Raw genomic sequence first — 12,749 nt, 5'->3', positions numbered from 1 at the left:
TCTGCAGCTCCAGCTAAGTGAATATTCAAATTTACAGGTATTGACATAAATGATTGCCGTGAATATAATAGTCGTAGCAACTATCTAGGACGACAAAGAGACATAACCATTGTATTGCATCCATACATAACGGTTATGTCTCTTTTTACCCAATTAGTTGCTATGACTACTATTGTCAAGGCAATTATAACTTTTGAACGGAGGTGTGTTGGAATTCGTTCTGCAGACACCGGAATTTTTCAAGTTCCGTATCGGGCGTTGACAATCGGCATCATACTCATTTTATCTACTGTCGCCTTCGAGGGTCTCGCCATTACTACCATAGCTCCCACACTCGCACACAGTCTGCAAGGCATCCATTTGTATGGCTGGATCTTTAGTACCTTCTTATTATTTCAACTTATAGGTACCATGGTTATCGGCAAACAAATTGATCGGCATGGCGTAATTGCATCCGTTCTCGTCTCTTGCTCTATCTTTGTCATTGGCATCATCATAGCTGCTCTCTCCTTCCATATGTATATGCTCATTGCAGGAAGAGCATTGCAGGGTTTTGGTGCTGGCTCCCTTGTCACCTGTGTCTATTACATTGTAACGGTTCGATACCCGGATTCGCTGCGCACCTCTATATTGGCAGCTTTCTCAGCCGCTTATGTTCTTCCTGCATTAATCGGACCTTATGTCGCAGGCCTCATCTCGATCTATTTATCGTGGCGATTCGTGTTTTGGCTCGTGCTCCCTCTTATCGTGCTCGCACTCTGTATGACACTGCCTTCTTTCCGGAGCATACAGAAATCAAGCAGTTCCGAGATCAGGGGCGGGCGCAAAGAGTTATACGCAATACTGCTCGCTATCGGAACAGGATTGCTGCTGACCGGGTTAGGCCGAATTACGGATTGGTTAGGCGTAGTGCTCACCGGAATTGGGATTGCCATTATGGTACATCCGCTCCGTCGTCTGCTGCCTCAGGGAACATTCACGGTAACGCGTGGTCTCCCTGCCATAATCGTAACCCGAGCACTCTACATCGCCTGCTATTTCGCAACGGAGAGCTATGTCGTTCTCGGATTAACGAAGGTAAGAGGAATAACTGAGGATCTCGCGGGACTAATCGTAGCCGCTGGGGCATTAAGTTGGTCTGGTGCCGCATGGGTACAAGCTCGCCTTGACCGACGGGACCTAGGCGAAGACCGACAGAGGAGAATTCGGGTTGGCTTATGCATCATGATTGTGGGTGTCTCGCTTGTTCTAACTTCCATTGGACTGTCAGGCGGCGGCGTTGCTCTCGCCTTGATCTCGCAGGTCATTACCGGATTTGGAGTCGGGCTAGCCACCCCAACAATTGGGGCAGTTGCTCTGCAGCTGGCTGAGGAAGGCAAGGAGGGCGAGGTATCCGCCACACTCCAATTCATCGATTCATTCAGCATAGCTGTAAGCATAGGGATAAGTGGGGCCCTTGTAGCTCTAAGTGAAAGCCTGCAATTGGGAATCTTCACGGGTGTCATGATGGCATTGGTTCTGCAACTCTGCTTCGTTGTTCTCAGTTTCGTTACGTCTTTCCGCATTACAATGAAAGCCCACAGCATTGTACAGTCACATTCATCAATGTAGCATCCATTATTGGAGGTGGACGATTTGGCACGTGCATTGGTTGTCATTACTCCTGCTGAAGGACATGTGAATCCATCGTTAGGCTTGGTTCAGCAGCTCGTGAAGTGCGGCGAGGAAGTTACTTATGTGTGCACCGAGGAATATCGCAAACGGATTGAAGCAACAGGTGCAAAAGTCATCACTTACACGTACGCCCGAGGATCATTTGCTGATGATCCGATATTGAAGCCGAAAGTTTACATGCATCCTTACCAATTTATTCATTTCATCCTGCGCGGCATGATTGAACCTATCATTCCAGAGGTTCTTGCTCTCACTGAGCAGGGCTCTTACGACTATTTGATTTATGATTACTTATTAGGTGGCTGGAGCGGGCAAATCATTGCAGAGCGGCTTGGCATCCCTGCTGTATGCTCCATCACTTCGTTCGTATTCGTGAAACCGCTCGGAGCAGAACAACAGCTAACCGAGCAGGAGGAGCAGGAAATTCAGGCAATCTATGATTCCTCGATGGAGATCGCGGGGCAATTAGCGGAGCGCTATCAACTATCCACTCCCGACATGTCTGATATTTTCAAGGCATATGGAGAGCTGAAGGTCGTGCATCTCAGCCGTGATTTGCAGCCGAATGCAGAATTGCTGGACGACAGCTATGTGTTCACTGGCTCATCCATCGTACCGCGCATGGATGCCCCAACCTTTACATTGGATCGCAGCCAGCTTCCTTACGCACATACCGTCTATATATCGCTAGGCAGCATTTTGAACAATAACATTGAATTTTACAAGCTATGCTTTGAAGCTTTTCGCAATGAATCCATTACATTCATTTTAGCCTGTGGCAAAGAGACAAATATGGAGCCGCTTGCTGACTTGATTCCAGACAATTTCATTATTAAACCCTACTTGCCGCAATTGGAAGTGCTGCAGCAAGTGGATGTCTTCATTACACATGCCGGCATGAACAGCACAAGTGAAGCCTTATACTACGATGTGCCGCTCGTCATGATCCCATTAACGTCCGATCAGCCTATGGTTGCCATGCAAGTGAAGAACCGGGGAGCTGGAGTTATCGTGGATCATCAAGGTCTCACGCCAGAAGTGCTGCGGAGCGCACTACTCGAAGTGCTGCATACCCCTTCCTATAAGCAGCAAGCCCATGCCATCGGCAAGTCTCTTCGCGAAGCAGGAGGATATGAACGGGCTGCCGAGATCGTCATGAGCGTTGTTGGGAAGGCAGCAGCACAGCCTTGAGGACACGGAAGTAACCCGGATTCGTCGCTCAATCGACAACTGTCCCGCTTCATTGACACGTTATTTGTCCTTACCTATAATGGTCATAACAACGATAGGGGTTGTTCAAAGTATGCGTATTTGAACAACTATAATAACGATGTGAATGAATCTGGGGGTCCGCATTTGGAATTAGAAAAGTATATCGGAGTCATTGTTCATCGGGCAGATTTGAAGCTTACGAATTATTATCAGAAGGTTGTAAATCCTTTCGACATCACTGTCGACCAATGGGAAATCTTAGTGGTGTTGTGGGAGCAGGAAGGAATCACACAGAAGGAACTCGCTGAGCGGCTGCATAAAGACCAGACGAATGTAGCTCGCATGCTGTTCAAGCTCGAGAAAAAAGGCTTTATCTATCGAGTAACGCATGAATCGGATCGCAGATCACTTCGTGTATACTTGACTGTCAAAGGCCGAGAAATCAAAGAAGACATACTTGCTCCATCCATTGAAGCTTACCAGAAAACGATTGAAGGATTAACAGAGGAAGAAGTGGAAACGTTCCGCAGAATCTTGTCCATTATGCATAACAATGTTAAGGATCTATAACAGATTAGGCAGTATAAAAATCCCCTCGGAGTTCCGCAGCTGCATCATCGATATCTTACGATGTGCAGCTGCGGCCCGAGGGGATTTCCCATATGCGCAGCTATATCATGGCTGTATTTCGCCCGCTATTCCAACTCCGGCGAACGGTCGAATATCCGGCGCACCTGTGACACGATCCAAATGACCGTAAATACGATCATAATATCGAAGCTCACATTGAACAGGAATAGATGCTTGCCCAAATCGGCTTCCCCATCGCCGACAAGCGGCACCGCAACCGAGATAATCGCTATTAAGGCTACGATGAGCGTGACATCCAGCATCTGGCGCTTATATTTATTCCGAATATACTCCTTCAGCACGATGCCAATGTATAGTACAAAGAAGATGAAGAAGAAGGTAAAGTTCTTCGGAATTAGTTTCTTCTTGCCCTCACTCCAAGTACTGTAGGTATACGATAGTGCACCGCGTGGCTCACCCAATTCCTTCTCATAGCTCCCTAGGTAATAAGGACGAATGAATGTCGCCTGCGCAGCGGCAGCCTCAAGCTTGTCAATGATCCGGCCTGGATGACGCAAATAGTAGCCAACAATGTCCATATGTCCAAGTCTGGAGTAAACATGTTCAGTAAGCTCAGGCGCATCCTGCTTAATCGGGACATCGGATTGAAAATAGTTCGTTCCAGCGAGAACCGCATATTTCTGAGGGATGCCTAGTGCATCCAAGTCCTCTGACACATGCGAAGAATCTTTTAAAATTCCGAAGAAGATCGTCTGATACAAATTGATTTGCTTCAGCTCTTTAGGCGCGAACACATAGATGAGCGCTGTTGTCGCGATCATGAAGGCTGCTCCCCCAGCTATCACCCGCTTCCAAGCTCGATCCGGCCGCTTTTTGTACAATCGAAGCCCATATAAAGCAAACACCAAGCCAACCGGCGCATTTTGAATCTTGGAGGCTGCCAATATAAACGCGCAGACAAACAATAGGACTAGCCAAGTGAGTGAAGGATGCTGCTGCCTTGCCAAAGTAACCGCAATCGCCGTGGACAACAATAGAAACAGCAGGGAAACCGACTCACCGAAAAAGGAATGAAAATAACCGACATATCCAATATCGAAAAACATGAACAGTACACAGAGCGCTGCTGTGATTTGCAGCCACCGCTTGCCTGCACAAGCGTAGCGGACAATGACAAACAGTGTGCTTAATAGCAGCAATGAATATACAATGCCCATTGCCTGCATCGGGAAATAGGATGGATTGAGCACCCGTCCAAGCAGCCCTGCAATGAAGACAAACAACACCTGCGAAGACGCATAATTGACGGCAAATGGGCCGTAATCATATTTGGAATGACTAAATCCGAAATATTTGTCCTCATATGTAAACGTGTCATTAAGCGGCGATATCCCCCCGCTCCGCACGATACGATCAAAGTCTCCGTTATCTGCTACTCCGATATAAGGCGAAGTAAACAAAATGCATGTTAAAATGATAGCACCGATTAGAACGGAACCCCAAGATACCCAATCTTTTCGTTTCATGCCAAGAATCACTCTCCTAACTAAAAAGAATAGCACTTCCCCGAGATGGGGAAGCGCCTCATTTCATTTATTGGCGTTCAGCACTGCGGTAGTTGTCATAGTCCTCTCCGTGTTGTCCGTCGCTCGCTCGCACCACACGGGATGAAGGCTCAGATGCTGACGATGGTGCGGCGAAGGTAATCAGTCGATGGAGAACAAACGAAGTTACGGTGTAAGCACCCGCTTCGCATAACACAATCAGCGATTGCTGCCATGATTGCGGCAGCGAGCCTAGCAGCCCCGTAACCAGCGCCGAGAATGCAGGATGAAGCAGCACGTAGGCTGCTGCATAACAGAGCAAGGAAATAACAAGGAACCGAATGAAGCTGCTGAGCTGCGCCCCCTCGTATTGGAACGTAAAGCGGCGATTGAGCACATAACTGCACAGCACCCCTATTGTGTTCCCTACAAATGTCGATGCGAAGTGATCCCATCCAGCAAGGTGCATCAGTGCATAAATAAGCCCAAGTCCAATGCATGTGTTAATCACGCCGATAACCGCATAGCGGCTGAACAATCCCAGCCAGCCCTTCTTGGCCGCTTGCTCACGGCTCATCGGTTCACCTCTGCACGCTGGGCACCCGGCCAGGAAGGCTGCGCCTCATTCTGTACCACGTATGCGTCAGACAGCACCGTCTCCACAATATAGGGTGGTCTGCGCTTTACTTCATTATATATCTTCCCGATGTACTCTCCGATCACCCCTAACGCCAGCAGCTGAATGCTGCCGATGAACCATAGCGAGAACATCAATGAAGCCCAGCCGGACACGGTATGTCCTGTCAGCTTGGAAATAAGCGTGTAGCCTCCGGCAATAATACTCGCTCCCAGACTGATGAAGCCAAGCATTGTAACAAGGCGCATAGGTTTGATGCTGAACGACGTAATGCCATCCCATGCAAAAGACAGCATCTTGCGAAGCGGATACTTCGATTCACCTGCAACACGCTCCATACGGTCATAGGCAACTGTTGTAGAACGGAATCCGATCAGCGGTACGATTCCTCGCAAGAACAAGTTCACTTCATGGAATTCGCTCAAGTGTTCTACAGCCCTCCGGCTCATAAGGCGATAATCTGCATGGTTGTATACCAATGGGATACCCATCTTGCGCATCACTTTATAGAAGGATTCAGCACTCCAGCGCTTGAACCATGTATCTGTTGCTCTGCTGTTGCGAACACCGTATACGACCTCGTATCCCTCATGAAACTTGCGTACGAATTCTCGAATGGCTCCGGTATCGTCTTGAAGATCGGCGTCTAGCGACACGATGCAGTCCGCATGCTCCTTCGCGTACATAAGTCCGGCTAACAGCGCCTTCTGATGGCCAGCATTGCGAGCAAGCTTCAATCCGCAAATAACAGGGTGAGCGGCGCGGGCCTTCTCGATCTGCTGCCACGTTCCATCTCGGCTCCCATCATCTACAAGCACGATACGGCTGTCGGCTGATACGAGCTGATCCCGTTCGAGTCCCTTCAGCAATTCGATGAGTACGGGTGTCGTAATTGGCAAGGCCTCCTCCTCGTTATAACAAGGAATGACCATATAAAGAATCGGTAATGTCATCGTAGTACCCCTTTTACATTGAAAATACGACATATTTCCACATACAGCTGATTTCCATTATATCCTATATCATGAAATATGCATAACCAAAATGATAACTTGGCTCATCTATTATAGCGAAAGACAAAAACGCCTGCCGATCGCTCAAAGCGAACAGCAGGCGGTATTAGACGAAAATCGTGATAAAGGGACGTGAATTCTCCGTTTCATGCCGACAAATCAACTTTATTCTGTGATTGCTGCAAGGACGGCTTCATAAAATTGGCGTCGCAGTTCTGATACACTCTTATCCCGTCCATAATGCACGCGATTGGTAAGCAGCACCACTACGATATCCCTTTCAGGATCGATCCATATGCTTGTACCCGTAAAGCCTGTATGACCGAAGCTGGAGGCTGACCATCCTGTTCCAGCAAAATCAGCGGTATCTCCTTGCAGCACCCAACCAAGTCCTCGCTTTGCATTGGCTATATTGGAAGTCTGACAACGGAGCGCCTCTTGAATGACGCGGTCAGACAGCAAATTTCCCTCCACTCCATGCAGCTCAGCCTTGCTTACCCATAAGCGGGCATAACGCACTAGATCGCGCGCAGAAGCGAACAGCCCTGCGTTTCCGGCGACGCCTCCCAACGCAGCTGCATTCTCATCATGGACCCGTCCCCAGCAATGCTCCTCTAGCCGCGAATCATATTCCGTAGCCGCTATTCGTGAACGAGCCTCCTGCGGAGGATTGAAGCTGCTGTCCACCATGCCGAGCGGCTTCAGCAGCATGCGTTCCGCCGCTGTAGCCAGTGATTCTCCGCATACGCGATCTATAAGTCTGCCAAGTACAATATAGCCGAGACAACTATACTGACAGCCTGCTCCCGGCGGATACTCTACTTCCATACGATCCAGATAGCGAGCAATCTCATCAGGTGACCATCCATGTGAATACAAATCCCGATGAGGAGGCAGGCCTGAAGTATGTGCGAGCAACTGGCGAATCGTAATCGAATCTTTTCCATTGCCGCTGAACTCGGGCATGTGCATGGCCACAGGATCATCCAAGTTAAGCTTATCTGACTCAACCAGCATCAATAGTAACGGGAGTGTCACGACAATTTTCGTCAAGGAAGCACAATCGTATATGGTATCAATCGTGACTGGTATCCTCTGCTTATCTGTATCCACTGCATGGCCCCTAGCATACTCGAACGCATGACCACCGTACCAAATAAGCGAGACGGCCCCTGGAATATCTCCACTCATTATTGCATCATCAATCAGCGCGCAAGCATCCTGAAACTGTGCGTTGTTCGCAGCAAGACGACCTTCTGGCATCGCCCAATCCCCCCACAGCATTGTGATGAATCTTAGAACGCAATCGTAAGTCCTATTACCGAGAAATTCTCATCCACTTCATAGCAAGCATAGCTATGGATTGGATTATGGCATGGCCAGCTTGCCCATAATGGTTGGACGCACAGCTCCGGTAACACGAGGCAAATTATTCGGAATCCCGTGTATAAAATCATTTGCAAGCAGGGCGAATGCGATCGCTTCCTTCGCATCTCCCGGCAATCCCATCTCATCAGAGGCTGTCACCTTCTGTTCCGGCAGCTCTTCCGCAAGCCAGCGCATCAGTGTTGCATTGCGTGCTCCACCTCCGCTGACAATAACATCTCGTATGCGGTGTTGAGGAAATACAAACTGCCGATAGGCATCCGCAATCGTGCGGGCCGTCAATGCGGTGAATGTCGCAACGATATCCTCAGCCGACAGCCCCAGCATTCTGCCATGCTCGATCCAATGCAGCGCATAATCCGTACCGAACATCTCACGTCCAGTCGTCTTCACTGGCGGCTCGGCGTAGTATGGATGTGCAAGCAATTCATCCAGCAGCTCGGTATTCACCTGGCCGCGTGACGCCCATTCCCCATTGCGGTCATACCCATATGCCCCGCCCGATAATTGATAGATGGCTTGATCGATCAGCATATTGCCGGGACCCGTATCGAAGGCGGTCACCGTACTCTGATCCCCGCCAGCAGGAAGAATCGTACAATTGCCAATTCCGCCAATGTTCTGCGCAATTCTGCCCACTTCCGAGTCTCGCAGCAACAGATAGTCCGCATACGGCGTTAATGGCGCTCCCTGTCCGCCAACTGCCATATCCGCCGGCCGATAATCTCCGATAACGGGGACACCCGTATGCTTGGCAATGATTGAGATATCCCCAATTTGTAGAGTGGAAGGAACCGCACATCGATCTGCCTTATCTACGACAGGCTGGTGCCAGATTGTCTGGCCGTGGGAGCTGATGAAATCGACGTCCTCCATCGAGATTCCAGCATTGCTTGCCGCCTCGCGCGCCGCCTGTGCCAGCATTTCCCCCATATAGGCATTCATGATACATATTTCTTCTGTACTCGTACCGCCTCTTGTACACAATCTTTTCAGTCGCTCTCGAAGCTCATCATCATATTCCTTGCAATGAAAGACGATCATATCTGCCCGAGACTCTACTCCCGCACCCTGAATGCGAACGACTGCGGCGTCAATCCCGTCGAGTGATGTACCTGACATTAGTCCGATGATAATATGTTCCGATTTTACAGCTAATGATCGTGTGCGCAACCTTTCTCCTCCTTAGAAACTCCAATTCACTACACGGTATGTAAACGCCTTCATAAATAATTGCTGCTGAATCCATTAAGCCCTATTTGTTGAGAGAACATGTCATTTTTGACCTCTATATCTTATTATACGCTTTTGAAATTTTATTTCAATTTATGATATAATAATAGAATTATCATTCCACATGAATCTCATAGGGATGTGCTTACGCAGATCGAAAAGAGCCATGTTGAAGAATAATTTCAACAATTATTAAAACATTCTGCTTCAGCTCGTACATTTCTCATGTAACCAATTGCTCCTCGTAACACAATTGACACATTGTATTTCTGATCCTGACAGATTATAATCTATCCAAATCAATCCAAGAGATTTTCATCACACTAAGGAGCTGATTGTATGAATTTCCCTTCTCTTCAGGATATTGAGTCCCTTGAGAGAGACGAACAAATTGATACCATAAAGAAGCTGCGTCTAAGCAATCGTATTCATGAAATGGCAGAAGGCTTCGGGTTCAAGAGCTCTTCGATGTATTACAATTGGTTGAAGAAGCTACAAATTTATGAGGATCTATGCGGGAAAAAAAGTGTATTCAATCCGATTATGCCTCGATCATCCAACGAGTCGCTGCTTGCAAACGCAAGCTATACGCTCCGAGATGAAACGGGCAGCTTCTCTCCGGCTTCTCACCAAGTTGTACTATCCCAAGAAGAGATGAAGTTCAAGTATGACTTAGCAGCTTCAGGATCACAGGCTGCTGCCTTGCTGCGCAAGATTGCAGCCTACATCGAAGATGAGGAGAGCGAGTTCAACATTACCCTCTGTATCGAAAAATGATGGCTGCAACGCAAAAAGAACTGGACGCGTCTATCTGCGCAGCCAGTTCTTTTGTGTTCATCCTATATACCTCTAATTCTACGATAGTCCCAATTGTTCGAAGGAGCGGCGCATATCCTGAATGAGCAGTTCAGGATCCTCAAGTCCTGCGTACAGCCGTACGAGGACAAGCTCTTCTCCCTCTTGCCCTGCTAGTGGACGAACAACTTGCACTAAGCTCTCATAGCCACCCCAGCTGACCCCGATTCGGAACATTTGCAGCCGATCTGCCCATGTCAGCACCTGCTCAAGCGGAAGCGCCATCTCGAAGGAGAACAAGCTCCCGTACCCACTCATTTGCTGCTTCGCCAACTCATGCTGCGGATAAGTAGTCAGTCCGGGATGATTTACTCGTGCAATGTACGGAAGCTCATCCAAATACGCAGCCACAGCAAGACCATTCTGCTGCAGCCGCTCCATACGCAGTGGGAGCGTACGCAGTCCGCGCATCGCAAGACATGCTGTCTGCGGCGTCATGATTCCGCCGTATAGCAGAAATTCATGGCGTCCGATTTCTTGCAGCCGTTCATGGGAACCGATAATAACCCCAGCCATAATATCACTATGTCCGCCAATATATTTCGTCAAGGAATGAACCACCAAGTCAATACCGAGTTCCAGCGGATTCTGGAATATCGGAGTCGCCCACGTATTATCAATGATCGTTGTCGCTCCGATTCGCTTGGCGAGCTCTGCACATGCACGCAGATCCTGAAGTCGAATCGTCATGCTTGTCGGGCTCTCGAGATATAACATCGAAGTATTCGGCCGAACAGCGGCTTCTATACTCTCAATCGATTCCCCATTCACGAATGTCGTCTCAATCCCGAAGCGGTGCAGGTAATTGCCAAGCATTTCACGAGTTGGCCCATAGACATGATCCACACAGATAACGTGATCACCGGCCTTCACCGCTGACATAATGGCCGCAGAGATCGCCGCCATTCCTGAAGCGAAGCAGCGTGCTGCTTCCCCTCCCTCCAGCAGAGCCAACCGACGCTCTAATTCATTGACGCTCGGGTTGTTGCCGCGCGAGTAGAGATGGTGCTCTAGCGGAGAATCCAATGCCTCATAAAATTCCTTGTGGCATGAAAAGGTAAACAGACTGTTCTGATACATCGGCATTGTAACTGCACCGAAATGCCGTTCATCGTGACAATCATGCACGACTACTGTTTGCTTGTCCCACTTCTTGTCTGAAGACAGGCCTTGTCTCTCGGTTGACATGATCTTATCGTTCCCTTCGCGGCAATAATGACTACATTTATATTGCACCATACTGAGGCATGCCAGCCCTACCTGACACCGTGTATGGACATTGCTAAATATGAATTCCTAGTACTAATGACCTTCTACTTCCCATGTATTTTCCTTCCCACTCGCTTAGTCAGTTCTTATCGCAGCCCGTCGCAGCCGCGCGTCTACGGTACATCTGGTAGCTTTTGCGAAGCAGCTCAAGCAGCCACTCCGGAACCGGCACTCCCCACTTCAAGCCTAGCGGTTTGTACAACAACCGATATGCCTGCTTGAAGTCTCCCCACATGCGGTCAGGCTGCGGGATCAGAAAATCGGATACATCCACGACATACCCTTTGCCACAATCATTGGTGACATTTTTGCCATGAATATCTCTTGGGGTCAACCCTCGTGCGGATGCATACTCCAGCGCTTCATCAATATCGTCCAATACCGATTGTGGTATCGATATCCCGTGCCGGAGGCAGTGATACAGCGTTACCCCAGGTAGCCGCTTCAATATCAAATATCCTTGCCCGACGTAATAACATTCCGAATAGGCAGGATGCTTGCCCAGACGTCGATATACTTCCGCTTCGTCGTCCAAACCCTTCCTACCTGCTGCATACATTTTTACGGCAACAGAGGCATATTGCTTATGGCTGAAGACGACCGCATAATTCCCTGCGCCAATAACCTCCCAATCCACCGGTGTATTGGACACTTGAACGGGATCGTCCCCATTCAGACTGCGAATGTCTGCTGCAGGCAGCAGAACAAGCTCAATCTGCTCTATTAGCGACTGAAGCTGCTCTGGATTAAGCATCAATACCCATTTCTCCTTCTAATCATTGACCATGTGCCACCCAAGCGAAACGCATTTCTCCCCTTAATATACCATATCGCCGGTCTTCGAGCGCTATCATCAGATGCCCCAGATCCAAAAAATGAGAGCCTCTTTTTGCAATCTAATTGGGAGCAGCCAAGGAATACATCAGGGTATGGTCACGCAAAAAAAGGATAGGGACTCAGATATAATCTGAGCCTCTATCCTTCCTCATGTAAATGATAAGATCCATCAAGGATTCAAGGACTTATTTGGCAATGCATTCATACCGCTTCGAGGTGTGATCTTCATTCAGTTCACGCACGATACCGTTCTTAACAAAATATTTCAAGCTGCAATATACCGTAGAGAGTGAAATGCGCTTCGTGGTCGCACGCATTCCAATATAAATTTCAATCGCGGTTGCGGGGGACTTGGCTTGATTAACGAACGATAAGACCGCTTCTCTCTGCTGTGTTAAATGTACGGGTTCTCGCTTACTGTCAGATTGTACGAATGAGATCATCGAATTGCGATTCATGGGGGTCCCTACCTTTCTTATCGTTGTCTTCGTCGTTACT

General features: G+C 48.5%; 12 protein-coding genes. 4 read left to right on the top strand and 8 right to left on the bottom strand.

Annotated elements, in window-relative coordinates; genetic code table 11:
• Positions 1-114: 114 nt before the first annotated feature.
• The 3 genes from RQP50_RS24590 to RQP50_RS24580 all read left to right on the top strand — a co-directional run bounded on the left by RQP50_RS24590 (position 115) and on the right by RQP50_RS24580 (position 3,456).
• Complete coding sequence (locus RQP50_RS24590) at positions 115-1,611, top strand: MFS transporter (protein WP_315747048.1); 1,497 nt, start codon at positions 115-117, stop codon at positions 1,609-1,611.
• Positions 1,612-1,635: 24 nt separating this feature from the next.
• Complete coding sequence (locus tag RQP50_RS24585) at positions 1,636-2,865, top strand: macrolide family glycosyltransferase (RefSeq protein WP_315747047.1); 1,230 nt, start codon at positions 1,636-1,638, stop codon at positions 2,863-2,865.
• 165 nt (positions 2,866-3,030) lie between these two features.
• Positions 3,031-3,456, top strand: a complete 426-nt coding sequence (locus RQP50_RS24580) for a MarR family winged helix-turn-helix transcriptional regulator (protein ID WP_028532002.1) — start codon at positions 3,031-3,033, stop codon at positions 3,454-3,456.
• A gap of 125 nt (positions 3,457-3,581) precedes the next feature.
• Here RQP50_RS24580 and wsfD read toward each other — a convergent pair whose 3' ends face one another.
• From wsfD to RQP50_RS24555, 5 genes are all read right to left on the bottom strand, one after another.
• On the bottom strand, positions 3,582-5,003 hold the full coding sequence (gene wsfD, locus RQP50_RS24575; protein ID WP_315747046.1) for a glycan biosynthesis hexose transferase WsfD: 1,422 nt from the start codon (positions 5,001-5,003) through the stop codon (positions 3,582-3,584).
• 67 nt (positions 5,004-5,070) lie between these two features.
• The gene (locus RQP50_RS24570) at positions 5,071-5,598 is read right to left on the bottom strand and encodes a GtrA family protein (protein ID WP_315747045.1); all 528 of its coding nucleotides are present in this window, start codon (positions 5,596-5,598) and stop codon (positions 5,071-5,073) included.
• A complete protein-coding gene (locus RQP50_RS24565; protein WP_315747044.1) occupies positions 5,595-6,611 on the bottom strand; it encodes a glycosyltransferase family 2 protein in 1,017 nt (338 codons plus the stop codon). Before RQP50_RS24565 ends, RQP50_RS24570 begins: the two co-directional genes overlap by 4 nt.
• A 225-nt stretch (positions 6,612-6,836) precedes the next feature.
• The gene (locus tag RQP50_RS24560; RefSeq protein ID WP_315747043.1) at positions 6,837-7,934 is read right to left on the bottom strand and encodes a serine hydrolase domain-containing protein; all 1,098 of its coding nucleotides are present in this window, start codon (positions 7,932-7,934) and stop codon (positions 6,837-6,839) included.
• Between the two features lie 105 nt (positions 7,935-8,039).
• Entirely contained in the window at positions 8,040-9,230 is a 1,191-nt protein-coding gene (locus RQP50_RS24555; protein ID WP_072730140.1) for an anhydro-N-acetylmuramic acid kinase, read from the bottom strand.
• A 399-nt stretch (positions 9,231-9,629) separates the two neighbouring features.
• Between RQP50_RS24555 and RQP50_RS24550 the strand changes: the two genes are divergently transcribed.
• Entirely contained in the window at positions 9,630-10,067 is a 438-nt protein-coding gene (locus RQP50_RS24550; protein WP_072730139.1) for a hypothetical protein, read from the top strand.
• A 78-nt stretch (positions 10,068-10,145) separates the two neighbouring features.
• On the opposite strand, the gene RQP50_RS24545 is transcribed toward RQP50_RS24550, so the two are convergent.
• From RQP50_RS24545 to RQP50_RS24535, 3 genes are all read right to left on the bottom strand, one after another.
• A complete protein-coding gene (locus RQP50_RS24545) occupies positions 10,146-11,333 on the bottom strand; it encodes a trans-sulfuration enzyme family protein (RefSeq protein ID WP_315747042.1) in 1,188 nt (395 codons plus the stop codon).
• Between the two features lie 160 nt (positions 11,334-11,493).
• Positions 11,494-12,168 carry a serine/threonine-protein kinase gene (locus RQP50_RS24540; RefSeq protein WP_315747077.1) on the bottom strand — a complete coding sequence of 225 codons (675 nt, stop codon included), beginning with the start codon at positions 12,166-12,168 and terminating at the stop codon, positions 11,494-11,496.
• A 268-nt stretch (positions 12,169-12,436) separates the two neighbouring features.
• Positions 12,437-12,709, bottom strand: a complete 273-nt coding sequence (locus RQP50_RS24535; RefSeq protein ID WP_021255323.1) for a transcriptional repressor — start codon at positions 12,707-12,709, stop codon at positions 12,437-12,439.
• Positions 12,710-12,749 lie beyond the last annotated feature (40 nt).

The organism is Paenibacillus suaedae (assembly GCF_032337355.1).
GTDB classification, from domain to species: Bacteria; Bacillota; Bacilli; order Paenibacillales; family Paenibacillaceae; genus Paenibacillus_B; species Paenibacillus_B suaedae.
Note: the sequence above shows the minus strand (reverse complement) of the source record. Positions and strands in the feature narration are given on the sequence as shown.